23 protein-coding genes are annotated in these 25,560 nt (G+C 62.7%); 16 read left to right on the top strand and 7 right to left on the bottom strand.

What is annotated here, in order from left to right; translation table 11 throughout:
• Positions 1-189 precede the first annotated feature (189 nt).
• From ACGYLC_RS12405 to ACGYLC_RS12360, 10 genes are all read left to right on the top strand, one after another.
• A complete protein-coding gene (locus ACGYLC_RS12405; protein ID WP_394423171.1) occupies positions 190-1,092 on the top strand; it encodes a DUF305 domain-containing protein in 903 nt (300 codons plus the stop codon).
• Positions 1,093-1,694: 602 nt separating this feature from the next.
• Complete coding sequence (locus ACGYLC_RS12400; protein ID WP_394399316.1) at positions 1,695-1,973, top strand: hypothetical protein; 279 nt, start codon at positions 1,695-1,697, stop codon at positions 1,971-1,973.
• On the top strand, positions 1,973-3,436 hold the full coding sequence (locus ACGYLC_RS12395; protein WP_394423170.1) for a TolC family protein: 1,464 nt from the start codon (positions 1,973-1,975) through the stop codon (positions 3,434-3,436). The genes ACGYLC_RS12400 and ACGYLC_RS12395 overlap by 1 nt, the downstream gene beginning before the upstream one ends.
• Before the next feature lie 17 nt (positions 3,437-3,453).
• Complete coding sequence (locus ACGYLC_RS12390) at positions 3,454-4,812, top strand: multicopper oxidase family protein (protein ID WP_394423169.1); 1,359 nt, start codon at positions 3,454-3,456, stop codon at positions 4,810-4,812.
• A gap of 45 nt (positions 4,813-4,857) precedes the next feature.
• Positions 4,858-5,592 (top strand): copper-binding protein, encoded by a 735-nt coding sequence (locus ACGYLC_RS12385; RefSeq protein ID WP_394423168.1) that lies wholly within the window; start codon positions 4,858-4,860, stop codon positions 5,590-5,592.
• A 69-nt stretch (positions 5,593-5,661) separates the two neighbouring features.
• Positions 5,662-6,213 (top strand): helix-turn-helix transcriptional regulator, encoded by a 552-nt coding sequence (locus ACGYLC_RS12380; protein ID WP_394423167.1) that lies wholly within the window; start codon positions 5,662-5,664, stop codon positions 6,211-6,213.
• Positions 6,214-6,243: 30 nt separating this feature from the next.
• Entirely contained in the window at positions 6,244-6,693 is a 450-nt protein-coding gene (locus ACGYLC_RS12375; protein ID WP_394423166.1) for an ion channel, read from the top strand.
• A 162-nt stretch (positions 6,694-6,855) separates the two neighbouring features.
• Positions 6,856-8,154: a multicopper oxidase family protein gene (locus ACGYLC_RS12370; protein ID WP_394423165.1), complete on the top strand. Its 1,299-nt coding sequence runs from the start codon at positions 6,856-6,858 to the stop codon at positions 8,152-8,154.
• On the top strand, positions 8,154-8,576 hold the full coding sequence (locus ACGYLC_RS12365) for a c-type cytochrome (RefSeq protein ID WP_394423164.1): 423 nt from the start codon (positions 8,154-8,156) through the stop codon (positions 8,574-8,576). The genes ACGYLC_RS12370 and ACGYLC_RS12365 overlap by 1 nt, the downstream gene beginning before the upstream one ends.
• Before the next feature lie 7 nt (positions 8,577-8,583).
• A complete protein-coding gene (locus tag ACGYLC_RS12360; RefSeq protein ID WP_394423163.1) occupies positions 8,584-9,159 on the top strand; it encodes an SDR family oxidoreductase in 576 nt (191 codons plus the stop codon).
• Positions 9,160-9,226: 67 nt separating this feature from the next.
• On the opposite strand, the gene ACGYLC_RS12355 is transcribed toward ACGYLC_RS12360, so the two are convergent.
• Both ACGYLC_RS12355 and ACGYLC_RS12350 read right to left on the bottom strand, forming a co-directional pair.
• Positions 9,227-10,243: a cation diffusion facilitator family transporter gene (locus ACGYLC_RS12355; protein WP_394423162.1), complete on the bottom strand. Its 1,017-nt coding sequence runs from the start codon at positions 10,241-10,243 to the stop codon at positions 9,227-9,229.
• Positions 10,240-10,938, bottom strand: a complete 699-nt coding sequence (locus ACGYLC_RS12350; RefSeq protein ID WP_394423161.1) for a transporter substrate-binding domain-containing protein — start codon at positions 10,936-10,938, stop codon at positions 10,240-10,242. Before ACGYLC_RS12350 ends, ACGYLC_RS12355 begins: the two co-directional genes overlap by 4 nt.
• A 745-nt stretch (positions 10,939-11,683) precedes the next feature.
• On the opposite strand from ACGYLC_RS12350, the gene ACGYLC_RS12345 reads away from it, so the two are divergent.
• The 4 genes from ACGYLC_RS12345 to ACGYLC_RS12330 all read left to right on the top strand — a co-directional run bounded on the left by ACGYLC_RS12345 (position 11,684) and on the right by ACGYLC_RS12330 (position 16,750).
• Positions 11,684-13,255, top strand: coding sequence for an ABC transporter substrate-binding protein (locus ACGYLC_RS12345; RefSeq protein ID WP_394423160.1), 1,572 nt, complete (start codon positions 11,684-11,686; stop codon positions 13,253-13,255).
• Between the two features lie 82 nt (positions 13,256-13,337).
• Positions 13,338-14,294 (top strand): ABC transporter permease, encoded by a 957-nt coding sequence (locus tag ACGYLC_RS12340; RefSeq protein WP_394423159.1) that lies wholly within the window; start codon positions 13,338-13,340, stop codon positions 14,292-14,294.
• 2 nt (positions 14,295-14,296) lie between these two features.
• Positions 14,297-15,115, top strand: a complete 819-nt coding sequence (locus ACGYLC_RS12335; RefSeq protein WP_394423158.1) for an ABC transporter permease — start codon at positions 14,297-14,299, stop codon at positions 15,113-15,115.
• A gap of 18 nt (positions 15,116-15,133) precedes the next feature.
• Positions 15,134-16,750, top strand: a complete 1,617-nt coding sequence (locus tag ACGYLC_RS12330; protein WP_394423157.1) for an ABC transporter ATP-binding protein — start codon at positions 15,134-15,136, stop codon at positions 16,748-16,750.
• Positions 16,751-16,760: 10 nt separating this feature from the next.
• On the opposite strand, the gene ACGYLC_RS12325 is transcribed toward ACGYLC_RS12330, so the two are convergent.
• Genes ACGYLC_RS12325 through ACGYLC_RS12305 form a run of 5 tightly spaced genes read right to left on the bottom strand, consistent with a single transcriptional unit; the run spans position 16,761 to position 23,101 of the window.
• Positions 16,761-18,092: an aspartate aminotransferase family protein gene (locus tag ACGYLC_RS12325; RefSeq protein ID WP_394423156.1), complete on the bottom strand. Its 1,332-nt coding sequence runs from the start codon at positions 18,090-18,092 to the stop codon at positions 16,761-16,763.
• A gap of 3 nt (positions 18,093-18,095) precedes the next feature.
• Entirely contained in the window at positions 18,096-19,208 is a 1,113-nt protein-coding gene (locus ACGYLC_RS12320; protein WP_394423155.1) for a phosphotransferase, read from the bottom strand.
• Entirely contained in the window at positions 19,205-20,494 is a 1,290-nt protein-coding gene (locus ACGYLC_RS12315; protein ID WP_394423154.1) for an ArgE/DapE family deacylase, read from the bottom strand. The genes ACGYLC_RS12320 and ACGYLC_RS12315 overlap by 4 nt, the downstream gene beginning before the upstream one ends.
• 19 nt (positions 20,495-20,513) lie before the next feature.
• Positions 20,514-22,076: an acetolactate synthase large subunit gene (locus ACGYLC_RS12310; protein WP_394423153.1), complete on the bottom strand. Its 1,563-nt coding sequence runs from the start codon at positions 22,074-22,076 to the stop codon at positions 20,514-20,516.
• A complete protein-coding gene (locus ACGYLC_RS12305) occupies positions 22,073-23,101 on the bottom strand; it encodes a histone deacetylase family protein (protein WP_394423152.1) in 1,029 nt (342 codons plus the stop codon). Before ACGYLC_RS12305 ends, ACGYLC_RS12310 begins: the two co-directional genes overlap by 4 nt.
• Here ACGYLC_RS12305 and ACGYLC_RS12300 point away from each other — a divergent pair.
• Positions 23,066-23,884: a GntR family transcriptional regulator gene (locus tag ACGYLC_RS12300; RefSeq protein WP_394399276.1), complete on the top strand. Its 819-nt coding sequence runs from the start codon at positions 23,066-23,068 to the stop codon at positions 23,882-23,884. The two genes, ACGYLC_RS12305 and ACGYLC_RS12300, sit on opposite strands and share 36 nt — an antisense overlap.
• 99 nt (positions 23,885-23,983) lie before the next feature.
• Positions 23,984-25,558, top strand: coding sequence for an ABC transporter substrate-binding protein (locus ACGYLC_RS12295; RefSeq protein WP_394399274.1), 1,575 nt, complete (start codon positions 23,984-23,986; stop codon positions 25,556-25,558).
• The last annotated feature ends 2 nt before the right edge of the window (positions 25,559-25,560 follow it).

Here is a 25,560-nt window from a genome sequence, read left to right as displayed (position 1 = left end):
CTCCACCTATCGGAACTATGACGAATGTGGCCGGTTAACATACCACAGGGGGGTATCTGGGGCCGCCCCATTCGCATTCTGCCGGCGCGTTGCAAAGGCCCGCATTGGCGCTGGTGATCATAAACTCCCATGGGGCTGATTGCCACGGTGCCAAAGGCATCGCGCATAAAGTTGATAAAGGAGACACCCATGTCCTATTGGCGTTTCGCCGCAATGATCGCGACATCCACCATCGTGATGTTTGGCCTGATGTATCTCAACACCTACGCCTTCGAACATGTCTTTTTCAGCGAAACGCGGACCTATATGGCGCTGCTGATGGGGGCGGTGATGGCGGTCATCATGCTTAGTTTCATGCTCTCTATGTATTCGAACAAAGCCATAAACATCGCCATCTATATCGGGTCCGTCGTGGTTTTTGCGCTCACCCTCTGGCTGGTTCGCAGCCAGGTCACGGTCGGCGATACCAGCTATATGCGCGCGATGATCCCGCACCATTCGATCGCAATCATGACCTCGGAGCGGGCAGAGCTTTCCGACCCGCGTGTGCGCAAACTGGCCGATGACATCATTGCGGCTCAGCGCAAGGAAATCGCCGAGATGCGCAGCCTGATCGCCGATATCGAAGAGAACGGCGATGCGGTTGACCCCGAGCTTGGCAAAGCGACATCTCCGGCGAAGGTCGGCACGGTGGAAGAGGCGCTGTCGTCGGCTGAAGTGGCCGCGGTCGACCCGGCAGCATTGACCGCAGAGGATGTAGACAGTGTGCTGGCCGCTGAGGCGATCTGTCAGTTCAGCCGCACCAACGAAGGCGATCCAAGCCTCGTGATGGCGGGCAAGACCGGCGGCATCAAACTGTCGGGCACTTTGATCGAGTTGCAGTCCAACGAGGCCATCGACCAAACCGCCCTTGCCGATGGTGCCGGTTTCTACGCTGAGGGCGTCGACGTGACCGTTGCCCCCCTCGCAGGGGCGGAGTGGACCGACACGGACGGCGACCTCAGCCGCTCGGAAGCCGAGTTGAAATTCCACCTCGACCGCGGGTTGACCGTTGGCTACCGCGGGTTCTTGGACTGCAAGAGCGAATTGTAACGCGTTCGAGGGCGGGGGGGCAGGTCGCGTTGGCCGTGCCCCCCCCAAACCCTGCTGCCACGGTAGAGAGGCTTAAAAACTTGCCATCCTTCCAGCGCTGGACGCGTTGACAGGCTTGGCCACATGGGACACTCCTATGCCTCATGCGTCCTTTGGCAAAGATATCATACCTCTGTCGCACCCTGCTTGGCGTGATTTTGGCCTGTGGTTTGTTGCTGCTGCCGCCTTCCTCTGTACATGCCCAAAGCGGCATGCATGACAGCGCGCAGTCGCTGCATCACGCTGACGATCATGGGGCGGCAATGCCTGTGGCGCAGCAGGATGCCGCGCAATCCGAGCATTTGGATTTGTCTGGGGAGCTCGACGGCGAACCTTGCTGCGGGGGCATCTGCCTTACGGCCGCGCTCAATCCCTCGCAGGATTCCAGAATGTCAGATCTGCGGTCCGTCGAATTCACCCGCGTTTCCCGGTCCGTCGTTTCGGGCCAGCCTTCCCGCCAGTTGCGCCCGCCGCGGGTCTGAGTTGATCCCGGCCCGAACACGGCCTTCCCATTCGCAGTGTCCTGCTGCGGGTTAGATCACCTCATTCTCAGGCAAATACCAATGAAACGACCACTGATCGCAGGGACCATGTCCCTGACCCTTGGCGCATGCGCCACGGCGCTTCCGCCCCTTCCTGACGTCACCGCCGCCTATGTTCAGCACCCCACGCCGCTGCCCAATGTCGCCGCCATGACCGCCGCCGACAATAGCGCGCGCGGCAGCGTTGCGCCCACCGCCGAGCAGCCCTTCGCGGGCTACCGTCGCCGCGGCGTTGTCGAGCCGCTCGACTGGCGGCGGCTCAATGCCGAGCAGGCCCCGATGCAGGGGATGAACCACTGATGCGCTGGAAATTGAAAACCGCCGTTGTCATCACCCCGCTGATCTTGGGCGCCTGCACGACAACGGACCTGCCGGTGAGCTTCTCGGCCCGTGATGCTGGCTTTGCCACCGTCGAGGCGCGCACCTCCAAAGCCATCGGCAAGCGCACCGTATGGGCACAGTCGCAGGCCGAGACCGTCGCCACCTCCAAACAGGTGCGCGCCATGGTGCAGGGCAAAACCATCAATGCCGAAACCGCCGTGCAGGTGGCGCTTTTGAACAACAAAGGGCTTCAGGCGTCCTATGCGCAGATCGGACTATCGGCGGCAGAGGCATGGCAACAGTCCACGCCTGAGAACCCGGTCGTGTCCATCGGACTGTTGGGCATCGGCGCCCCCGAGGTGGGGCTCTATCGTGCTTTGGAAAGCATGATCGCCGTGAACCTGCTGGATGCCCGCACCCGCAAACAGCGCATCGCCGTAGCCGAGGCAGAGTTCCAGCACGCCCAGATGCAGGCGGTGAGCGACACGCTGGCGCTGGCAAATGAAACGCGGGAGGCTTGGATCAATGCCGTCGCCGCCTTCGAGACGGTCAGCTACCTGAAGCGGGCCTCGGTCACCACCGATGCCTCGGCAGAGTTGGCGCAGCAATTGGGCAAGACCGGCGCGCTCAACAAAGCCGCGCAGGCCCGCGAACAGGCGTTCAATGCGGAAATGGCGGGGCAACTGGCGCAGGCACGGCTGGACGCGCAATTGGCCAAAGAGCAACTGACCCGTCTCATGGGGCTCTGGGGGCAGGACGTGGCATATTATGTCCCCGATGCCCTGCCGCGCGTGCCGAATACGGTCAAGGGCCACGGGGGCATCGAGCGGCTGGCGCTGGCCAATCGGGTCGACCTCGAAGTCGCACGGCTGGGGCTCGCCGCCACGGCGAAAGCCTACGGTCTGACCGATGCCACCCGCACGTTGACCGATCTTGAAGTCATCGCCGGGGTGGAAGTCGAGCGCGAGGAGGAGAATGGCGAGATTGAGACCAGCGCCTCCCCGCAGGTCGAGTTCGAGTTCGTCATTCCGGTCTTCGACAGTGGCAAGGCACGGCTGCGCAAGGCCGAGCTGAGCTATCTTCAAGCCGCCAATGTCCTCGCGGAACGGGCGGTGAATGTGCGCTCCGAGGCGCGGGCGGCGGCCACGGCCTATCGCTCGAGCCATCAGATCGCCCGGCATTACGCAGAGGTGGTGCTGCCGCTGCGCCGCACCATCGACGAGGAGGCGCTGCTCAGCAACAACGGCATGATCACCAGCACCTTCGACCTGCTGAACGACGCGCGTGAAAAGATCGGCAGCCAGCTTGAGGCGGCCAATGCCAAGCGCGACTTCTGGCTGGCCTCGGCCGGGCTGACCGCCGCTATCTACGGCGGCGGCAGTGGCGGCGCGGGCGCGGGCGGAGAGACACAGATCGCCGCCGGTGGCGGCGCCGGACATTGAGACAAGGAAGCAAACAGATGATCAACAGACGTCAACTGCTGGGCGCGGGTGCCGCTGGGGCGACGCTCGTCTCCTCCAAGGCTTGGGGTCAGACCCTCAACATGGGGCTGCCCGAAGCCGCCGTCATGGACAGCGCGGCGACCCAAGCCCCGACCCGCCCCACCTCGGGGCCGGATTACAACCCCGTTGTCACGCTCAACGGCTGGACCCTGCCGCACCGGATGAACAACGGGGTGAAGGAATTCCACCTCGTCGCCGAACCGGTCGAGCGGGAGCTGGCTGATGGGATGGTCGCGCGGCTCTGGGGCTACAACGGTCAATCGACCGGCCCGACCATCGAGGCGGTCGAGGGCGACCGGGTGCGCATCTATGTCACCAACCGCTTGCCCGAACATACGACGATCCATTGGCACGGGCTGATCCTGCCCTCGGGGATGGACGGCGTTGGCGGGCTCAGCCATCCCGGCATCCCGCCGGGCAAGACCTTTGTCTATGAGTTCGACCTGACCAAATCGGGCACCTTCATGTATCACCCCCACGGAGATGAGATGGTGCAGATGGCCATGGGCATGATGGGCATGTTCGTGGTCCACCCCAAGGATCCGGATTTCATGCGCGTGGATCGGGACTTCCTGATCATGCTTAATGCCTTCGACATCGACCCGGGCAGCTACATCCCGAAAATCATGACGATGACGGATTTCAACCTGTGGACCTGGAACAGCCGGATCTTCCCGGACATCGACCCTCTGGTCGTCAACCGTGGCGACAGGGTGCGGGTGCGGGTCGGCAACCTGACGATGACCAACCACCCGATCCACATGCACGGCTATGACTTCAAGGTCACCTGCACCGATGGCGGCTGGGTGCCGGAATCGGCGCAATGGCCTGAGGTCTCCATCGACATCCCCGTGGGGGCCATGCGCGCCTATGAGTTCGTGGCCGAGCATCTGGGCGACTGGGCGATCCACTGCCACAAGTCGCACCACACGATGAACGCGATGGGACACGATGTGCCGACGCTGATCGGCACCAACAGCACCCAGATGACACGTCAGGTCCGCCGCGTGCAGCCCGAGTTCATGCCCATGGGCACGGCGGGCATGGCGGATATGGGCGAAATGTCGATGCCACTGCCCGACAATACCGTGCCGATGATGGCCGGTTGGGGGCCGCATGGCCCGCTGGAAATGGGCGGCATGTTCTCGGTCGTGAAGGTGCGCGAAGGCATCGACGCGGACGATTACGAAGATCCCGGCTGGTATGAAAACCCGCCGGGCACCGAGGCGTATGAATGGACGGGCGAACTGCCTGACTTTGCGCAGAACCACAGTGCGAAAACCCAGATCACGCCGAAACCAACCTCCAAGGGCTAAGCGGCCCTCGGACCGCAACGACAACCAAAGGATACAGGAAACACCATGAACAAACTTCTTCTTTCGACCGCCCTTAGCCTTCTGATCAGCGCCCCCGCCTTTGCCGCAGGCACCCACGGCGGCGGCCACGGCGATGACGGCCATGGCGAGATGCATGAAGAAATGGCCATCGGCATGCCCGGCAAAGCCGAGGCCGTCGACCGCACCATCGAAGTGACCATGCGCGAGACCGACGACGGCGAAATGATCTTTGAGCCGGCCAAATTCGACATCCAGAAGGGCGAAACCATCCGCTTTGCCGTCACCAACAAGGGCGAGATCGAGCATGAGTTCGTCATCGACACCATGGAGGGCAACGCCAAGCACAAGGAAGCCATGGCCAAGATGGACATGGAGCATGACGATCCAAATTCCGTGCGCCTCGATCCCGGCATGGAGGGGGAGGTGATCTGGACCTTCGCCAACGAAGGCGCGTTTGAGTTCGCCTGCCTGATCCCCGGCCATTACGAATCCGGCATGCATGGCCCGCTGACCGTGGCGCAGTCCGATGCGGCCGCCGAGGCGCCGCTGGTCTATTCCACCGGCAAGGTCAAAAAGATCGACAGTAAGGGCAAGAAGGTCACCATCATCCACGGCCCGCTGGAAAACCTCGATATGCCGTCGATGACCATGGTGTTCAAAGCCGATGAGGCGCTGATCGCCAGGATGAAGGAAGGCCAGAACATCGAATTCGTGGCCGACCGTGTCAAAGGCAAGCTGACCGTCACAGCGATGAAGTAAGCGCGTCTTGCAGGGCCGGTCACTGAGGTCGGCCCTGCATTCCACCACAACAACAAGGCGTATCGAGCTATGAAAACGCGTGGAACCATCGCCCTTTGGGCCATCGCGGCGCTACAGGCCGTCGTGGCGATCTTCTTTACCACCTGCTTCTTGCTGGACGCCATCGGCATGGAGCCTGATTTCCTGATCTGGCAGAGCCATGAGTACCAGCAAACCGTCTTGGCCATCGGCCTGAACCTCGGCGTGGCTCTTGGCTGGGTCGCGCTTCGCACCAGTTTGCAACGGGCGCGGCTTGCCGAAGAGAAGATGCGTCGGTGCACCTCGGAGTTCTCAATCGTGATGTCTCAGCATTTCGCCGATTGGCGGCTGACCCCGGCAGAGCGGGATGTCGCTGTCTTTCTGGTCAAAGGGCTCAGCACCCGCGACATCGCGGAATTGCGCGGCACCTCCGAGGGAACGATCAAGGCGCAGACCAACGCGATCTACCGCAAGGCCGCGGTCACGGGGCGCACGCAGCTGCTGAGCACCTTCATCGAGGACTTGATGGATGACGTCCTGCTCCCCGAGGGCCCGCAGCGGCCTGCACCGACGAAGGGCGCTAAGATTGCCGCCGCAGCATGACACGACCCTACGAAGGAAGGTGCCCGCCTCATGATCCAAGCAATGCTTTTGTCAGCTCTGGTCGTTACAATCTGCACGGCGATTCATTATTTCGTCCTCAAAGGGGTCTCCGACACGATCGCCCGGCGCCCTGCGGATGCGCATGGCCAGAATCTGGGCCTCGCGGTGGGGGCGATCACGATCGCGCATGTGATCGAGGCTTTCGTCTATACGCTCTTCTTTCTCTGGGCCGTGCAGGGGTTGCAGATCGGCGTGCTGAACGCGTCCGGCCCGGGGGACAAGCCGATCACCCTGATGGACTATTTCTATTTCTCGCTGGTCAACTTCACCACGCTGGGGCGCGGAGACCTGAGCCCCGCAGGGCATTTGCGTTTTCTTACCGGCATCGAAGCCTTTCACGGGTTTCTTATGATCACCGCCTCGGGAAGCTTCCTTTTGCAGGTCATGGGGGGCCGTGCCCCCTTGTCAGAGAGGGGATGACCCGAATGGTTCGGCACAGTCCCCTGAGCCAGATTGCGCGCATCGGCGGTTCACCTCGCACCCGAGTTGGAAACGGCTTGCGCAGCCAGTACCTTTGTCTGAACCCCGGCGGCCCGCGCATCGACAGCAGCATGAATCTCAACCATCCCGATAAGGCATGACATGAACAGAAGACACTTCCTCGCCAGCGCTTCAGCCGCGATGGTCCTGCCGCGCCCAAGCTTTGCAAGCGCGCCGCCTTTGACGCTCAAGGCTCAGAGCGTGACCCAACAGATCCTGCCTGAGGGCGAAGGCACCACCGCGATGCTCGGCTTCAACGGCTCGACGCCCGGCCCCGAGCTTCGGCTCAAACGCGGCGCGCAGGCTTCGATCAAGGTCGAGAATGCGTTGCAAGAGGGCACAGCGGTTCACTGGCATGGCATTCGGCTAGAGAACCGAATGGACGGCGTGCCGGTCTTGACCCAAGACTTGATCAACCCCGGCGACAGCAAGACCTACAGTTTCGTGCCACCCGATGCGGGAACCTATTGGTATCATTCGCACTACATCTCGCAAGAGCAGGTCGCGCGGGGCCTCATGGGGCCGTTGATCGTCGAAGACGACATGCCGGTCGATGTGGATCACGATGTGACCGTGATCCTGTCGGACTGGATCCTTAATCAAGACGGCAGCCTTGTCGATGAGTTCACGGATATGCATAGCGTCGCGCATGCGGGCTATATGGGGAACTTCGCCCGCGCCTTCCTGTCGCGGGATGAGGTCCGGCAGGCCGACCGTGTGCGCCTGCGCCTGATCAATGCGGCGACCAACCGGATCTTTCCCCTGATGCTGTCCGGGGTCTCGGGGTCGGTGGTGGCCTTGGACGGTATGGCGCTGAGCCAGCCGCGCGACCTGTCCGACCTAGTGCTGGCCCCGGCCCAGCGGGCCGATCTGATCGTCGATATCACGGGCCCGGTTGGCTTTGAAATGCAGACCGGGCAGGGAGGCTACAGGCTCGCCGAACTGCGCGTTTCTGGTGAGAATAGCGAGCGCAAACCCGGACCTCTGCCCAAGCTCACGGCCCCGAACCTCCCCGCGCCAGGCAGCCCCGCGCAGCATCTCACCCTCACCATGATGGGCGGCGCGATGGGCGGGCATCACGGCGGCGCGAATATCTGGTCCTTCAACGATGTCTCGGACCTGCCGCCGGACCCTTTCGCCACCATAGAGCGCGGGGAGACCGTGCGGATCACGCTAGCCAATGACACCGCTTTCCCGCATGGCATCCATCTGCATGGCCACCATTTTTACGAAGTCGCCGCCGATGGCAGCCTTGGCGACCTGCGCGATACGACATTGGTCGCAGCCCGCGAAAGCCGCGATGTGCTTTGCGTGTTCGACAATCCCGGCCGCTGGCTGATCCATTGCCACATGTTGAGCCATGCCATCGGAGGGATGCGCACTTGGGTTGAGGTCACGTGATGCGCTATCTGTTTCTAGTCTGCCTTTGGGCGACCGCCGCACAGGCGGAGCACGAACTTGAAGTCCGCGATATCGAAGCCGGTCGCGGGCTCTATGCCGAGACCTGCGCGGCCTGTCATGGGGCCGATCTGGAAGGCCAACCCGAGTGGCGCACACCGGACGAGGACGGCATCCTGCCCGCGCCGCCCCATGACGCCACCGGCCACACCTGGCACCACGACAACGCGCTGCTGTTCGAATATACCAAATTCGGAGGCCAGGCCGCTTTGGCCGCGCGCGGCATCAATGATTCTGCCAGCGGCATGCCCGCCTTCAAAGAGGTTCTGTCGGACGAGGATATCTGGGACATCCTCGCCTACATCCGATCAACTTGGCCGCCCCGCGAACAGGCTGTTCAGGCAAGCCGCAATCGGGCGCATTGAAACGCTGTTGCTGGAGGGCGATGTCGGTGAGAAAGCCTTTTGCAAAGATGCCGTAAGCCGCACGATGGCAAGCTTTGGCAAGATCGACATCCTCTTCAACGATGCGGGCGAACAACACGCGCAGGAAAGCCTCGAAGACATCGAAGAAGCGCAGATCAAACGCACGTTCCGCATCAAGATCATCGGCATGATCTTGATGACGCAGGCGACGCCGCCGCATCTGAAAAAGGGCGCGCAGATCATCTGTGTGACGTTGATCACCGCCTACAAAGGGCAGGATCTTCTCATCGACTATGCCTCGACCAAAGGGGCGATCCTGTCCTTCCTGCGCGCGGTGGCAAGCAAGCTGGCGCCCAAGGGGATTCTGGTCAATGGCGTGGCCCCGGGGCCGATCTGGACGCCACTGATCCCGGCCTCCTTCTCGGCGGACAAGGTTGAGGGCTTCGGGCAGAACGCCCCGCTTGGCCGCCCCGGGCAGCCGAATGAGGTGGCCCCGTCGCTGCTGTTCCTCGCTTGCGAGGACTCGTCATATATGAGCGGGCAGGTGCTGCATCCGAACTGCGGTACGTTGGTCGGGGGCTAAACCAGATGCCTTTCGCCTCGCCCGCCATGGCGCGGGGCGGGCGCGATACGGGGGGCGCGTCCGTGGTTCAGCCCGCCGGACGCCGCCGGGTACCCGAACGCAGCGGCAAAGTGCCGTCATCCGCGCCTTCAATCGTGACCGACCCTGCAATCTTGGTTCGCGGCATGATTGAGATGTCATGAATGCGCCAATGCAGGTCGAGCAATTCGGCCTCCGCCGCCTCGACCCTTTCGGGCGTGCCGCCGTTATCATGCGCCACGACATAGATCGTACCGGTCAGAAACCGCCCCTCTTCGCGCAGCCGCAGGCGGCTTTCGCAGACCCACGGCAGCGCGTTGAAGGTCTTTTGAACCTTCTCGATCAGAGGGTCGAACTCTTTATCCTCAATCGTGCGCGGCATCTCATCGCTGAGGTCGCGGATCGCCGCGCCCGTGTGTTTGAACCCGTCATGCAGCACGTCCAAGGCAATTATGATCGCCGCGACCGCATCGGCCCACCACCAGCCCATGCCGATCCCGAGGATGCCCACGATCCCGGCAAGCCCGGTCATCCAATCCGCCTTGTTCATCATGGCATCGGCATAGAGCGTCTTGTCATGGAGCATCTTGGCAGGTTTCATTTTCAGATGGCCGAAAATGACCGGCATCACGACGCTATAGGCCAGCGCCGCGATCATCACCCAACCGAACCAAATGGTGGTGCCGAAAAGCTCGACACTGCCGATGGTGGGGTGTTCTTGTTTGAACAGCGCGATGGAAGAGTCGACGATAAGAAAAATCCCGACCCCGCCGAGCGACACGGCGCTGATCAGATAAGCGATTGATGTGACGCGGATATAGCCCAGTGGGAAACGGCGGTTGGGCTTCCACCCCTCGATCCACGAGCCAACCAAAAAGGCGATGGGCGGCACGAAGCTGAGCAGGTCTTCAATCCAAGCAGTTTTCATCGCTTGGCTGCCACCCACCACAAGGTAGATCGCCGCCACGATCGACACCAAGACCGCGAGCCAGATGACCTCAAGCCAGCGCGCGCGGTGCAGCGCCTTTTTCTGCGCCTCGGGCATGGTGCGAATGGAACGGCTCATGGGGCAGATGCGCGCAAACGCGCCCCGATGGTTCCGGCCTCATCTCGAAGGAAGCCTTCGATCTCCATCAGCCAAGCGTTTTCGCCCTGCTGCACGGCAACGACATGTTGCGCCCGCTTTAGGGTCACTTCGCTGGCGGTAAGGTCTTTTTCCTCAAGCTGCCAATGGGGGAGGGCGGCGAAGCTGAGATCCTCGGCCCATTGATCCACCGGAATGCCGCCTTCCTCCTCGACCAGCGCGGCGAGCGGCAGGTCGGGCGGTACGAAAACCTGTTGTCCTTTGATGTCATCAGGCAAAGCGTCTGGCCCGCGGCTGCCGATGACAAAGGACTCTTCGAAATAGACGTAACTCGGCGCGGCACTCTTGACTGGTGTCACGTCCTTGCGGGTGAAACCCCCGATGGCGAGGTCGATGTCACCCTTTTCCAACCCCTCCAAGGCTGCGAAGGCGCCGAGGGGCTTCCATTCGATGGACACCCCTAGGGCTTCGGCAAAGGCGCGGGTCAGATCGGCTTCGACCCCCTGCGGCGGGTGGCCGTCTGCCAGCACGATCCACGGCGGGTTTTCCGATACCGCCACGGTCATTTTCTGTTCGGCAAGAACGGTTTTAAGGGTTTCTTCCACATCCCGAGGGAACTGCAGGTCGTCGCAAGCGGCGAGCAGGCTCAGGGCGGCGAGGGGGAGCAAAAGGCTCAAACCGATCGGGTATCCTACGCCTTTCGCATGCGGCGTAGCTTTGCGGGGCGTCATTACGTTATTCCTTTGAGCCGGATCGCAGGAGGATAACCGGCGGTTACCCGAAAGGTTCCTGTAACGGTCAACCTCATCCCGCGGCCCGCTCGGTTAATTTCCGCCAGAGCCATGGATTGGGGGCGCATCTTTGGAGCGCCTGTTTCTGCACCCGGGCGCGGCGCGAAGCCCGCGCGTTTCGGAGGCTATGCCGTCGGCGGGCGCAGGGTGACCATCGACCGCCCGCGCGACGAACCTTACAGTCACTGGCATTTGCGAGGCTGTCGACACAGTTAGGGGTGCGCAGGCGACCAAAGCCGAAGGAATTTTGCGGCGGCTTTATGCGCCGACCAACCAAAGGTTTTCAGGGCACGCAGCAGGGGGCGGCGGCTGGGCTGCACCGCCCGCCACCCCTCAACATCTTGATCTTCCCGTAAAACTTCACTAGCCGTAACGTAATTTCGCGACAGGCGACCGGGGTATCTATACCGCGGTGTCGGAACCGGCTATGCCTATGGGCAAGAGCGTTGCGGCAGGCGAATTGCCGCGATGGATCGCACGCAGAGGGGCGCGCACCGTCCTTTGGCCGCGCCTGCGGGTGGGGCGGATGGCCCATGCCAGTGCGAGGGGGGCGGCCAATGACGCGGCCCCGCAGCAAGACGCCGAGCGCTTTGTCAGGCGTTTGACCAAGAAAACAAACAAGGGGGATACAATGACCAATTTCACAAACCGTCAAAACGGCCCGAGCCGTCGCAGCTTTCTGGCCGGGAGCGCCGCAGCCGTGGGGGCCGGGCTGATCCTGCCGCGCGGGGCGCGGGCACAGGCGCAACCCAAGAAGGGCGGCACGCTGCGGGTGGGCTTCACCCAAGGTTCGACCTCAGACAGCCTTGATCCCGCGACCTTCAACAACGACTTCATGTTCGCCAGCGGCTACGCGGTCTTCAACACATTGACCGAGATCGCCCCCGACGGCACCGCCCAGCCCGACCTTGCCGAGAGCTTTGAGGCCAGCAGCGACGCCGCCACATGGACCTTCCGCCTGCGCGACAATGCGCAATTCTCGGACGGCAAGACCGCCACGGCGAGTGACGTGATCGCCTCGATCCGTCACCACATGGGGCCAGAGTCCAAATCCGGTATCAAACCGCTGCTTGAGCAGATCACCGACATCCGCGCCGATGGCGATAAGGTGGTGGTGTTTGAACTGGCTGCGGGCAACGCGGATTTCCCGTTCATCTTCAATGACTACCACCTCGGCATTCGCCAAGACACCGGCGACGGCACGATCGACCCCAACAGCCGCATCGGCACCGGCGGCTATGTGATCGACGTCTTCGAGCCGGGCGTGCGGGTCGAACTGTCGCGCCGCGATGACTACTGGAAAGAGGGCCGCGCGCATTTCGACAAGGTCGTGATCCTGAAAGTCGGCGATCCGGCGGCCCGGATGAACGCGCTGATGACCGGTGAGGTCGATCTGATCGACCGGCCCGACCTTAAGACGATCAACCTCTTGGGTCGCGCACCCAACGTGAAGATCCACACTCAGGACGGCACGCTGCATTACATCATGCCGATGCAGACCAACACGGCGCCCTTCGATGATCTGAACGTGCGCATGGCGCTGAAATACGGTATCAACCGCGAGGACATGATCGAAAAGGTTCTGCGCGGCTATGGCACCGTGGGCAATGACCAACCGATCTCGCGCTCCATGCCCTATTACAACGACGATCTGGAGCAGATCACCTATGATCCCGAGCGGGCGAAGTACCACCTGAAACAGGCGGGGCTGGAAAGCCTCGGCGTGACGCTCTCGACTTCGGATGCGGCGTTCAACGGGGCGGTAGATGCCTCTGTGCTCTTTGCCGAAAGCGCGCGGCCTGCTGGCCTGAACATCGAGGTAAAACGCGAGCCGGATGACGGCTATTGGTCGAACGTTTGGCTGCAAAAGCCCTTTTGCTGCTCCTATTGGGGTGGCCGCCCAACGCCTGACCTGATGTTCTCGACCGGCTATGCGGCGGATGCGGAGTGGAACGAGACCAAATGGGACAACGAGCGTTTCAATGAACTGCTGTTGCAGGCCCGGCCTGAGCTCGACCAGACCCGCCGCGCCGAGATGTACGGCGAGATGCAGAAGATCGTGAAAGAACAGGGCGGCGCGCTGATCCCCGCCTTTGGTCAATATGTCTCGGCCATGAGCGAAAGCGTGCAGATGCCCGAGGAAGTGTCCGAGATGTGGGATCTCGACAGCCAGCGCTTCATCGAACGCTGGTGGATGTCCTAAGCCATAGCTTCACGCGGGCGGCCCCCATGGGCCGTCCGTTTCCCGCACCAATGGCCCGCCCCGGGCCGGAGAAAACTTTAAAATGTCCCGGCTTCAGAAGCTTGTTATTGGCCGAGTGTCCCTTGGCATTCTGACCCTCTTTGTCGTATCCGCCCTCATGTTCGTTGGCATCGAACTCTTGCCGGGTGATCTGGCGCAGCAGATCCTTGGCCAATCGGCGACTGAATCGACCCTCGCCGCCTTTCGCGCCGAGCTTGGCCTCGATCAGCCCGCGCATCTTCGGTATTTCGATTGGCTCGGCGGTGTGCTGCGCGGTGATTTCGGCACTTCTTTGGCTTCGGGGCGCGAGGTGTCTGAGCTTTTGGGCCCGCGACTTGCCAATACCATGTTTCTGGCCGTCTATGCCGCCGTCATCGCCGCCCCGCTGGCGGTGATCCTTGGGCTTCTGGCGGCGCTGTGGCGCAACACGCTGTTTGACCGCGGTGTCAACCTGACCGCGCTTTCCGCGATCTCCATGCCCGAGTTTTTCGTGGGCTATCTCCTGATCCTGTTTTTGTCGATCAAGGCGGGCGTCTTTCCCACGCTGGCACGGATCGACAGCGCCACGGGGTTCTGGGACGCGCTCTATCGCAGCTTTCTGCCCGCGCTGACGCTTATTCTGGTGGTCGTGGCGCATATGATGCGGATGACGCGGGCGGCCATCATCAATGTGCTGGCCTCGCCCTATATCGAGATGGCCCGCCTCAAGGGCGTGCCGCGCTGGCGCATCATTCTGCAACACGCGCTGCCCAATGCGCTCGCGCCGATCGTGAACGTCGTGGCGCTGAACCTTGCCTATCTGGTGGTCGGCGTGGTGGTGGTCGAGGTCGTCTTTTCCTACCCCGGTCTGGGCCAGTTACTGGTCGATGCGGTTTCCAGCCGGGATTTCCCGGTGGTGCAGGCCGTGGGGCTGTTCTTTGCCGCTGTCTATATCACGCTCAACGTTCTGGCCGACATCATCTCGATCATGTCGAACCCGCGTCTGCGGCACGGGAGATAACGATGAAATCTTTGCTGAAATCCGCGCCGCCCTCGGCGATCTTTGGCATGGTGGTGCTGGTCCTCGTGGCGATCACCGGTCTTTTCGCCCCGTGGATCGCGCCCTATGGCGAGACGGAGGTGGTGGGCGACGCCTATCTGCCGTGGAGCGCCGCGCATCCGCTCGGCACCGACAATCTGGGCCGCGATATGCTGTCGCGCATGATCTTTGGGGCGCGCAATACGGTCGGGCTGGCGCTGCTGACCACGGCCATTTCCTTTTCGGTCGGGGCCACGCTGGGGATGCTGGCCGCCCTCAAGGGGGGATGGCTGGACGAAGTCCTGTCGCGGCTCGTCGACGTGTTGATGGCGGTGCCGCCGCTGATCTTGGCGCTGATGCTCTTGGCCATTGTCGGCCCCTCGATCCCCAATATGGTCGGGGTGATCGCGGTGATCTATGTCGCCCCTGTCTACCGGCTGTCGCGCGCGGCGGCGATGAATGTGGTGGGCCTTGATTTCGTCGAGGCCGCCAAGCTGCGCGGGGAGCGCACGCCATGGCTGCTGCGGCGCGAAATTCTGCCCAACATCTGGTCCACCCTGATCGCTGAATTCGGCGTGCGCTTTTGTTTTGTGTTTCTCTTTATCGCGGCGCTGTCCTTTCTCGGCATCGGGATCCAGCCGCCCACGGCGGATTGGGGGTCGATGGTGAAAGAGAATGCCACCCTGATCAGCTTTGGCGATATCACCCCGCTGATCCCGGCGGCTGCCATCGCCTTGCTGACCGTCGCGATCAACCTGATCGTCGATTGGATGCTGCACCGCGCCAGCGGACTGAAAAGTTAACCAAGCAGGGGCAGGCCTATGGGAAATCTTCTGAACATTCGCGGTCTTCGGCTTGAGGCGGGCAGCCGCGCGCGGCCCAATGTGATCATCAAAGGGCTCGATCTGGAACTGGACCGGGGCGAGGTGCTGGGTCTTGTCGGCGAAAGCGGGGCGGGCAAAAGCTCCGCCGGCTTGGCGGCGATGGGCTATGTCCGCGACGGGGTGCGCTTTGCCGGGGGCAGCGTCGAATTCGACAGGACCGAGTTGATCGGCATGGGGCGCGGGCAATTGCGCCGGTTGCACGGCAAACGCATCGCCTATGTCGCCCAATCCGCGGCGGCAAGTTTTAACCCCGCCAAGACGCTGATCGACCAATATACCGAAGCGCCCCGTCTGCACGGTGTCTCGGGCCGCGCGGCGGCAGAGCAGGACGCCGTCGCGCTCTACCGTCAGATGCAACTGCCCAATCCCGAAGAGATCGGCTTTCGCTACCCGCACCAAGTGTCGGGCGGCCAGTTGCAACGGGCGATGACGGCGATGGCCATGGCCTGCCGCCCCGACCTGATCATTTTTGATGAGCCGACGACCGCCTTGGACGTGACCACCCAGATCGAAGTGCTGGGCGCGATCCGTGATATCGTTGAGCAATATGACACGGCGGCGATCTATATCACCCATGATTTGGCCGTGGTCAGCCAGATGGCCGACCGCATCTGCGTGATGAAGGATGGCGCGGCGGTGGAGACCGCGCCGACCAAGACCATGCTGGACGCCCCGCAAGAGGACTATACCCGCTCGCTTTGGGCCGTGCGGTCCTTCCGTCGTCCCGACGCCGAGGCGGGGGAAGCCCCGGCGCTGATCCGCGGCGAGGGGGTCTCGGCCGCCTATGGGCCGATGACCGTGCTGGACAACCTTAACTTCACCTTCCCGCGCGGTCAGACCACCGCCGTCGTCGGGGAAAGCGGGTCGGGTAAATCGACGCTCGCGCGGGTGATCGCGGGGCTGTTGCCCCCCGTCGCCGGGCAGTTTTTCTGGAACGACGCGCCGCTAGAGCCGCGGTTGGCCAAACGCGGGGCCGAGACGCTGCGCAATATCCAGATGATCTATCAATCGACGGATACCTCGCTGAACCCGCGCCACAGTATCCGCGAGATTTTGGCCCGCCCGGTGCGCAAGTTCACGGGCCGCAGGGGGCAAGAGCTTCAGGCGCGGGTGGCGGAACTGATGGATCTGGTCGACCTCGACCGCGCCTTCCTTGACCGCAAACCCAGTGAGCTCTCCGGCGGCCAGAAGCAGCGCGTGGGCATCGCGCGGGCGTTGGCGGCCGAGCCCGAATTCATCATCTGTGACGAGGTTACCAGCGCGCTGGACCAACTGGTGGCCGAGGGGATCCTGCGGCTTTTGGTGCGTTTGCAGACCGAGCTGGATTTGACCTTCATGTTCATCACCCATGACTTGGCCACGGTTGAGGCGATTGCTCATAAGGTGATCGTGCTCAAGAATGGTCAGATCGTGGAGCAGGGCGGGCGGGATGAGATCTTTGGCGATCCAAAGCAGGCCTATACCAAGCGGTTGCTGACATCGGTGCCGCAGATGGACCCGGCATGGCTGACCAAGGCCCGCGCGCGGGAGCGGTCCCTGCGCGAGGCGCAGTAGGGCCGCGGGGTTAAACCCCCTCGGCCCGCGCGGCGGCAAAGGCGGCTTCGGTCGCGTCGAGGAACAGCGTAGCCTCGGCCTGCTGCAAGACAAGCGGCGGGCGGATTTTCAGCACGTTGGCCCCCGGCCCGGTGGCGCTGATCAAGACGCCATTCTGGCGCAGGTGGTTGACCACGAATTTGGCGCGGGCGGCATCGGGGGCGTTGGTCTCGCGCGCGGTGACGCATTCGACCGCCAGAAACAGCCCCGCGCCGCGCACATGGCCGATCTCGGGGTAGCGGGTCGCGATGTCCTGCAAGCCGCGCTTGAGAAAGCCGCCCACCCTGGCGGCATTGTCCTGCAATCCCTCATCCGCGATCACGTCGAGCACCGCCATGCCCGCGGCGGCGGCCACGGGGTTGCCGCCAAAGGTGTTGAAATAGCGTGCCTTTTCACCAAATTCTTGCACCAGTTCTGGCCGCATCGCGGTGCCGGAAAGGGGGAAGCCATTGCCCATCGGCTTGCCCATCGTGACCATGTCAGGCACCAGACCGTGGCGCTGAAACCCCCAGAAAGCGTCGCCGGTGCGGGCAAAGCCGGGCTGCACTTCGTCAGCGATGAAAAGCCCCCCCTCGGCGCGGATCAGATCGACCGCCGGTTGCAAGAACCCTGCCGGATCGGGATGCAGCCCGTCGCTGGAAAAGATCGTATCGACGATGAAGGCCGCAGGCTCGATCCCATCGGCGCGCATCTCGGCAATCGCTTGGGCCAGATCGGCGGCGAGTTTCGCGCCCTGCTGGGCCTCGGGGATGCGCAGCCTGTCAGGCGCGTCGATCAGCCGGATGCGCGGGCTGCGCGGGGTGAATTCGCCTAACGAGGGGGAAAGTTCGGCCACCGCTTCGGTCAACCCGTGATAGGCAAGCCGGGTGACGATGACGCCCTCGCGCCGGGTATAGCTGCGGGCGATGCGCAGGGCGATGTCATTCGCCTCGGAGCCGGTGCAGGTGAACATGACATGGCCGAGTGCGTCGGGCATGGTGGCGAGCAGCCGTTCGGCGTAAGTGACAACGTTTTCATGCAGATAGCGGGTGTGCGTGTTCAGCACGCCCAACTGCCGGGTAATCGCCTCGACCACGCGGGGGTGGCAATGGCCGACAGATGCGACGTTGTTATAGGCATCGAGGTATTTGCGTCCGTCCTTGTCCCAAAGCCAGACACCCGCACTGTGCGTGATATGCAGCGGCTGGTCGTAGAACAGCCGGTAGGCGGGGCCGAGCGCCTTGGCGCGGCGGTCGATCAGGGCGCGGTCTGCGGGGTTGAGGGTCTCGGCTTGGGCGCTGTCATAGGCGTTGATCATGGTCATCGGTCACTCCGTTCCCGCAGCGTGGTGCAGGGCTTTGATCGCGGCGGCGTCGCCCACATGGTCGAGTGCGGCCAGCCCGCGCTGCGAGGCGGCGGCGTTGCGCAGGATATAGGCGGCATTCTCGGGATAGCGCCGCGCGCGAGAGGCACCGATCGCCAAGGTGGTGGCATGGCGCAGCCGGATCAGACTGGGTAGAAGCGCGATTTCCTCGGCCTCCAGCGGCAGACGTGCGGCGAAGCCCGCGACCATCTCGCAAATGGCGGCCAGCGGGTCTGTGCCTTGGCCGAGTTGATAGGAGCAGGCTACCGCCAGATCGCAGGCCAGCGGCGTATGCACCATGTCACCGAAGTCGATCAGCCCGACGGGGCGCTGTGCCTCTGGTCCATCGACCAAAATATTGTGCGGATTGAAATCGTTATGGACGACCTGTGCCCGCAGATGCGGAAGTTGGGGCGCGACTTCTGCATCAAAGTGATCGAGGGTGCGCCCCAGTTGGGCGCGCAGCGCGGCGTCCTGCACATCCGCCAACAGAGGGCGCAGATGGCCTGCCTGTTTGATGTCCCATTGCAGAAAATGCCCGCCCGCCGGATGAAAGAACCCGCGCAGCCCAAGGGTGACCCGCGCGTGGAAATCGCCCAAGGCGCGGTAGAGGCCCGGCTGCGGGGCCGCATTGCTGAGCACGGTGCCGCCGAGAAAGGACATCAGGCGGACGACATGGGGCTGTCCGTCGGCGGCGGTGGCGACCTCGGCGGCTTTGCCGTTCAGGCTGGCGCAGATGCGTTGCACGGGCAGTTCGGGATCGGCGGCGGCCAGATGCATCAGTGCGGCGGTCTGCATGTCGGTCACCGCACGGTCTTCGGCGGCGTTGGTGATCTTTAGCAGTGCCTTTTCGCCCGTGGCGAGGGCAATGAGGAAGTTCGCGTCTTTCTCAGCCGCAAGCGGTTCGATCTGACCCGAGATACCATAGCAGCGCCGCGCGACCTCTGCCGCGCGGGCCGCGTCAAAGGCGGGCGGGTCTTGCGCCAGCAGGTCGGTCTGCGCCCCGGCCTCTTCGGCCAGCACACCGCTGAGAAAGGGGGGCAGACCGCCATGGGGCGTGATCCCGGCCTCGGTCATGGAGTGATGTCCTCGGTCCCGCACCATTCGGCGATGAACAGCGCCATGGCTTGGGTGATCTTCTTGACCGAACTCAGGCTGACGGATTCATTAATCCCGTGAATGTTGCGCGATTTCGGCCCGTAACAAAGCGCGGGGATTTTGTTGTACAGCGCATAGACCCGCGTATCGAGGTAGCCCGCCGTCATGAAGGATTGCAGCGGCGCGCCGATGGCCTCTTCATGGGCGCGTTCCAACACGGCTTCGGCTTCGCTGCCCGGCGCCAGCACATAGCCTTCGGCGTGAAAACCGTTGAAGACCACCTTGGGCGGATTGTTCGACAGGAAGTTATCGCTTTGGGCGAAGGCTTTGACCCGCTCGGTGATCTCGCACGCGGCATCCTCGGCGCTGCGGCCCGGATAGATGGAAACGCGGCAATCGATGTTGCACCATGACGGCACCGATGACGCCCAATCGCCGCCTTCGATCTTGCCGATGTTAAGGTTGATCGGATGGGCCTCGTCTTCGAAATGCGGGTGCTGGTCTTTCTCGGCGTTCCAATCCTCCTCCATTTCGCGCAGGGCGGTGATGACGCGGGTGGCGGCATCAATGGCATTGGCGCCTTCGCCCATTTCGCGCACATGGACGGGCACGCCACGCAGCTGCACCTGAAACCAGATGACGCCGGTGTTGGCGCGGACCAGCATTTCCTCTTCGGGTTCGGGGATGAAAACCGCATCGGCGGTGTAGCCTTGCAGGAAGGTCTGCAAAGCGCCGTTGCCGGTGGATTCCTCCTCGACCACGGATTGCACATAGACGGTTGCCGCCGGTTGCAGCCCGATGCGACGCAGCGCGTCGAGCGCAAAAAGATTCGCAGCCGCCCCCGCCTTCATATCGCCCGCGCCCCGGCCATACATCCAATCGCCGTCGATCTTGGCCGAAAAGGGCGGATCGTCCCACATGTCGTGCAAGCCTTCGGGCACCACATCGAGATGCGATTGCAGGATCAGCGAGCGGCCCCGCTCATCGCGCGGGCGGTGGATGCCCACGACGATGGGCGCATCGGAATGATCGTCGGAGTATTTCGACCCGCCGGGATGCGCCTCGATCGCGGCGCGGTCCATCTTGAACCGGTCCATCGCGTAGCCACGGCTTTGCAGGCTGCGGAACAGCAGGTCTTGGATCGCATGTTCATGGCCGCGCAGAGAGGGCATTTGCACAAGCTTTTGGGTAAAGCTTACCTGTTCGGCAAATCCGTCTTCAACAGCCTGAAGGATGCGAGACTTGAGGTCTGGATCGAGGGGCATGGCGTGTCCTTTCGGTGGGTTACAGCATCGCTTCGATGAGGAAGGGGCCGGGCTCTTTTGCGGCCTCTTCGATGGTGCGCATCAGATCGGTGATGTCTTCGACCCGTTTGCCGGGCACGCCCATGCCCTTGGCCATGGCGACGAAATCCAATTGCGGGCGGTCGAGGTTCAGCATGCTCAGCGCGTCAGGGCCGGGCTGGGCGCCGACATTGTGCAACTCGCCCTTGAGAATCTCATAGGACTGATTGGCCAGAATGATGGTGGTGACGTTGGAATTCTCGCGCGCTTGGGTCCAGAGTGCCTGAATGGTGTACATGGCCGAGCCATCGGCCTGCAGCGTGATCACCGGGCGGTCGGGGCAGGCGATGGCAGCCCCGGCGGAGAGGGGGATGCCAATGCCAATCGACCCGCCGGTCAGCGCGAGCCAAGTGTTCGGCGCAGCACTGTCGCCCGCTGGAAAAGTCGCCCCGCCGGAAGAGACGGCCTCATCCACCACGATGGCGTCTTCGGGCAGCGCATTTGCCAAGGCCGCGCCGAGGTTTTGCAAGCTGATGCCGCCCGCCTGTGGTGCCGCGGGCCGCGCGTGGTCGCGCGGGGTGGCGGGTTTCGCATTGATGCGGTCCGCCAGAGCGGCCAGCGCGGTGGCACCATCGCCATCGACGGCGGCGAGTGTCACGGTATGGCAATCGACCGGCAACAGCAGGCTCGGCTTGCCGGGATAGGCAAAAAAGGCGACCGGGGGCGGGGTCTCGATCAGGATGGCACGGCTGTAGGGGGCGAGAGATTCGAGCGCCGCGTTGATCGGATAGGGGATTTTGTTGACGGCAAACCGCCCCTGTCCGCGCTCCAACCGGCGGTTCGAGGTCGGGGCAAGGATATCGGCCCCGGTCTTTTCCGCAATGCCATGCAGCAGGGCCATCGCCTCTTGGTTTTCCAGCACACCGCTGCCCACCAGAAGCACGGTCTTCTCACCGCTTTCCAAGGTTTTGACCGCAGCATCGAGCGCGGCTTCGTCCAGCGGGGCAGGGGCTGCGGGGGCGACGGCCTCGGCCATCTGGCCGCCCGCGTCCCAGCCGATGTCGGCGGGCGCGATCAGCGTGGCGACCTTGCCCGGCTTGCCTTGGGCGACCGCGAGGGCGGTCATCGCATCGGCGGCAAAGCTGCCCGCGTCACGGCCCGAGCGCACCCAATCGCTGAAGGGCGCGCAGGCGCCTTCGACATCCGCCGACAGGGGCGCGTCGTATTTCTGGTGCCGCAGCGCGTGATCGCCCACAAGGTTGACCATCGGCACCCGCGCCTTGCGGGCGTTGTGCAGGTTGGCTGCGGCATTGGCGAAACCGGGCGCGAGGTGCAGCAGGGTCACCGCCGGTTTGCCCGCCATGCGCGCATAGCCATCGGCGGCGCCGGTCACCACGCCTTCGAACAGGCCCAGAACGCAGCGCATCAGTTTGGTGCGGTCCAGCGCGTCGACGAATTGCATTTCGGAGGTGCCGGGGTTGGCGAAACAGACCTCCACCCCGCCCGCATGTAGGCTGCGCACAACGCTTTCCGCGCCGTTCATCTCTTGGGGTGTCTTGCTCATGCTGTGGCCTCGCGGAATGTCGTGAGAAATGATTTTGCGTTATCGGCAAGGGAGGGGCCAAGGTAGCCGCCCTCTTGGATCAATGCGGTGGGAAGGTTCAGCGCCGCCAAGCGCCGCGCCATTTCGGCAAAGCCGTCGGGGTAGACCTTCACGGCAGCGAGCGGATCGTCGGCGGCCATGTCAAACCCCAGCGAGACGACCAACGCCTCGGCCCGGAAATCACGCATTGCGGCGATGCCCTTGTCGAGCAGGGCCAGCACCTCATCTTGGCCCGCGCCCTGCGCCAGCAGGAGGTTCAGCGATTTGCCCGCCCCGTCGCCTTCGCCCGTCTCATCGGCATGGCCAAGGTAGAAGGTGGGGTAGGTGGCCGGATCGGGATGCAATGAGCAAAAGAAGATGTCGCCGCGTTCATAGAGGATGTCGAGCGAGCCATTGCCGGTGTGCACGTCGATGTCGATCAGCGCGACCTTCTTATAGGTCTGGGTAAGGTGCTCTGCCGCGATACAGGCGTTGTTGAAAAAGCAAAAACCATTCGCGCAATCGCGCATCGCGTGGTGGCCGGGCGGGCGGCAGAGCGCATAGGCCGCGCGAGCACCGGTTGCCACCGTTTGGGCCGCTTCAATGGCGGTTTGCGCCGACCAATAGGCCGCGTCCCAAGACCCTTCGGTCAGCGGGGTCGAGGTGTCGGTCATCCACCAGCCCAATTGACCGTGAATATCCTTGGGCTCTTTCCCGCGCCGCACACCGGGGTGCATGGTGGGGATGGCCAGCGCCTCTGGCCCCGCGCTTTCGACGAAACGGGCATGGGCATCGGGCAGAAAGTCGACGTAATCGGGGTTGTGCACCGCTTTGATCGGCGCCAGCCCGTGGTCTTGGGGTTTGCTGATCTCGAACCCTTCGCCGATTAACATATCGCGTAGAATTTCAGCACGTTGGGGCTGTTCTTGATGCGGCATCGCCGCGCCGCGCCGAAAGTAATGTGTCGGCGCATGGCCAAGCTGGCGTTCGTCGAAAAAGACTTTCATCACATTCCCTGTGGTCTGATGTCGTTGCGGCGGAGCATTGCAGTTTTAATTTGCAGGCTCAATAGAAATGATGCATCATGCATCAAAACTGGCAGCAAGTCGGCCAGTAAGGATGAGGGCGCGATGGCCGAGATCAATCAAGTTTCATTAGGCGATGCGATCTATGATCGGGTCTGTCAGGACTTGGTGGAAGGCAGGCTTCGCCCGAATGAAAAGGTCACCATTCGTGGCTTGGCCGAGCGGTTGGGCACCAGTTCGACCCCGGTGCGCGACGCGGTGCAGCGGCTCTTGCGGGATGAGGCTTTGGTCCAGCGCAGCGTGCGCGATGTGCGCGTGCCGGTGCTGACAAAGGCGCAGTATCTCGAAATTGCAAGCATCCGGCGCGAGCTGGAGGGCTTTGCCGCAGGCCGCGCCGCTGAGGTGGTTGGCCCCAAGGAAATCCGCCGCCTGAAGAAGATTGTCGAGCGCAACGAGGCCGCAGCGGTGGCCGGGCGCTGGCCGCAGGCGGTGAAGTTCAATCAAGAGTTCCATTTCGCGCTGGTAGAGGCGGCGGAGATGCCGATCCTGCTGGCCATTCTCAGCGGGCTATGGCTGCGCATGGGGCCGTTGATCGCGGGGTACTATGCGCGAGAGCAGATGGGGCTGGTTCGACATCATCAGGCAATTATTGCAGCCTGTGAGAATCGCGATCCCGCGGCCGCGGCTGCGGAGATGCGCGCAGACATCGATGACGCAAAGGAGGGGATCATAAGATACATCCAATCATTCACCACAGGTGAATGAGCCATCAAGACGCCGCATATCGCGCGGCGACCACCCAAGCGACTGCAAGAAGCCGACATCAGATCGGACGCCGTCATTGGGCGAGTTTCAGCAAAACCAATGGGGATTTACATGCTAAAAACAACTAAATTAACCGCAGCCGTTTTGGCGCTGGCGCTGGCCGGGCCTTTGGCCGCGCAGGATGGTGAGCCCAAATCCGGCGGCACGCTTAACGTCGTGATCCAGCCCGAGCCGCCCAGCCTGATGATCGGCCTTGTGCAGAACGGCCCGACACAGATGGTCGGGGGCGATATCTACGAAAGCCTGCTGCGCTATGATTTCGACCTGAAGCCCGAAGGGCAATTGGCTGAATCATGGGAGATTTCCGAAGACGGCAAGACCTATACCTTCAAGCTGCGCGAGGGCGTGGTGTTCCATGACGGTGAGCCCTTCACCTCGGAGGATGTCGAATTCTCCATGGATAAGTTCCTGCGCGAGAGCCACTCGCGGATGCGCACCTATATGGAACATGTCGAAAGCATCGAGACGCCTGACGACCACACGGTTGTCTTCAACCTCAAACAGCCCTTCGGCCCCTTCATCGGCATCTTTGAGGCGGGCACCGCGCCGATGATCCCAAAGCACATCTATGAAGGTACGGATTACGCCAATAACGAGGCGAACAACACGCCCATCGGCACCGGCCCCTTCAAGTTTGACAAATGGGAAAAGGGCAGTTTCATCCATCTGGTGAAGAACGAAGACTACTACATGGAGGGGAAACCCTACGTTGACGAAGTCTACTACCATGTGATCCCCGACGCGGCCTCCCGCGCGGTGGCCTATGAGACCGGCAAGGTCGACGTGTTGCCCGGCGGCTCGGTCGAGAATTTCGATGTGGCGCGCATTCAGGCGATGGAGAATACCTGCATCACCGACAAGGGCTGGGAATATTTCGGCCCGCTGTCTTGGATGTGGGTGAACAACGACAACAAGCCGCTCGACGATGTGAAGGTGCGCAAGGCGATCATGCATGGCATCGACCGCGAGTTCGCCAAGGACGCGCTGTGGAACGGTCTGGGCAAGGTTGCGACCGGCCCGCTGTCCTCCTCGACGCGCTTCTATGACGGCGAGACGCCGGACATCTCCTATGACCCGGAAAAGGCCAAAGCCCTGCTGGAAGAGAGCAGCTATGACGGCGAAACCATCCGCATCTTGGGTCTGCCATACGGTGAGACTTGGCAGCGCTGGGCCGAGGCGGTCAAACAGAACCTGAGCGAGATCGGCATGAAGACCGAGATCGTGCCCTCGGATGTGGCGGGCTGGAACCAGAAGGTTGCCGACCGCGACTTCGACCTCGCCTTTACCTATCTCTACCAATATGGCGATCCGGCGCTTGGCGTTTCGCGGACCTATATGGGCGACAATGCCGCCCCCGGTTCGCCTTGGAACAACGTGGCGAACTACCAGAACCCCGAGACCGACAAGCTCTTTGCCGAAGCGGCCCTGATGGCCAGCCCGGAAGAGCGCAAGGCCGCCTATAAGGAGATCCAAGACGCGATCGTCGAGGATGTGCCGAACATCTGGCTTCTGGAGCTGGGCTTCCCTACCATCTACCGCTGCGACGTGAAGAACCCGGTCAACACCGCCTTTGGCGTGAACGACGGTTTCCGCGACGTGTGGCTCGATAAGTAACA

The sequence above is a fragment of the Sulfitobacter sp. 1A12157 genome (assembly GCF_043557345.1).
GTDB lineage: Bacteria > Pseudomonadota > Alphaproteobacteria > Rhodobacterales > Rhodobacteraceae > Sulfitobacter.
The sequence above is the reverse complement of the archived record's forward strand: the minus strand, read 5'-3'. Positions and strand labels throughout refer to the sequence as shown.

Excerpts from the sequence above, each read along its gene's own strand:
- ACGYLC_RS12310 (WP_394423153.1), bottom strand. The coding sequence starts at position 22,076 with ATGAGCAAGACACCCCAAGAGATGAACGGCGCGGAAAGCGTTGTGCGC.
- ACGYLC_RS12365 (WP_394423164.1), top strand. The coding sequence starts at position 8,154 with ATGCGCTATCTGTTTCTAGTCTGCCTTTGGGCGACCGCCGCACAGGCG.
- ACGYLC_RS12385 (WP_394423168.1), top strand. The coding sequence starts at position 4,858 with ATGAACAAACTTCTTCTTTCGACCGCCCTTAGCCTTCTGATCAGCGCC.
- ACGYLC_RS12320 (WP_394423155.1), bottom strand. The coding sequence starts at position 19,208 with ATGACCGAGGCCGGGATCACGCCCCATGGCGGTCTGCCCCCCTTTCTC.
- ACGYLC_RS12370 (WP_394423165.1), top strand. The coding sequence starts at position 6,856 with ATGAACAGAAGACACTTCCTCGCCAGCGCTTCAGCCGCGATGGTCCTG.
- ACGYLC_RS12330 (WP_394423157.1), top strand. The coding sequence starts at position 15,134 with ATGGGAAATCTTCTGAACATTCGCGGTCTTCGGCTTGAGGCGGGCAGC.
- ACGYLC_RS12345 (WP_394423160.1), top strand. The coding sequence starts at position 11,684 with ATGACCAATTTCACAAACCGTCAAAACGGCCCGAGCCGTCGCAGCTTT.
- ACGYLC_RS12340 (WP_394423159.1), top strand. The coding sequence starts at position 13,338 with ATGTCCCGGCTTCAGAAGCTTGTTATTGGCCGAGTGTCCCTTGGCATT.
- ACGYLC_RS12390 (WP_394423169.1), top strand. The coding sequence starts at position 3,454 with ATGATCAACAGACGTCAACTGCTGGGCGCGGGTGCCGCTGGGGCGACG.
- ACGYLC_RS12375 (WP_394423166.1), top strand. The coding sequence starts at position 6,244 with ATGATCCAAGCAATGCTTTTGTCAGCTCTGGTCGTTACAATCTGCACG.
- ACGYLC_RS12315 (WP_394423154.1), bottom strand. The coding sequence starts at position 20,494 with ATGCCCCTCGATCCAGACCTCAAGTCTCGCATCCTTCAGGCTGTTGAA.
- ACGYLC_RS12380 (WP_394423167.1), top strand. The coding sequence starts at position 5,662 with ATGAAAACGCGTGGAACCATCGCCCTTTGGGCCATCGCGGCGCTACAG.
- ACGYLC_RS12395 (WP_394423170.1), top strand. The coding sequence starts at position 1,973 with ATGCGCTGGAAATTGAAAACCGCCGTTGTCATCACCCCGCTGATCTTG.
- ACGYLC_RS12400 (WP_394399316.1), top strand. The coding sequence starts at position 1,695 with ATGAAACGACCACTGATCGCAGGGACCATGTCCCTGACCCTTGGCGCA.
- ACGYLC_RS12295 (WP_394399274.1), top strand. The coding sequence starts at position 23,984 with ATGGGGATTTACATGCTAAAAACAACTAAATTAACCGCAGCCGTTTTG.
- ACGYLC_RS12300 (WP_394399276.1), top strand. The coding sequence starts at position 23,066 with ATGGCCAAGCTGGCGTTCGTCGAAAAAGACTTTCATCACATTCCCTGT.
- ACGYLC_RS12325 (WP_394423156.1), bottom strand. The coding sequence starts at position 18,092 with ATGACCATGATCAACGCCTATGACAGCGCCCAAGCCGAGACCCTCAAC.
- ACGYLC_RS12335 (WP_394423158.1), top strand. The coding sequence starts at position 14,297 with ATGAAATCTTTGCTGAAATCCGCGCCGCCCTCGGCGATCTTTGGCATG.
- ACGYLC_RS12305 (WP_394423152.1), bottom strand. The coding sequence starts at position 23,101 with ATGAAAGTCTTTTTCGACGAACGCCAGCTTGGCCATGCGCCGACACAT.
- ACGYLC_RS12355 (WP_394423162.1), bottom strand. The coding sequence starts at position 10,243 with ATGAGCCGTTCCATTCGCACCATGCCCGAGGCGCAGAAAAAGGCGCTG.
- ACGYLC_RS12405 (WP_394423171.1), top strand. The coding sequence starts at position 190 with ATGTCCTATTGGCGTTTCGCCGCAATGATCGCGACATCCACCATCGTG.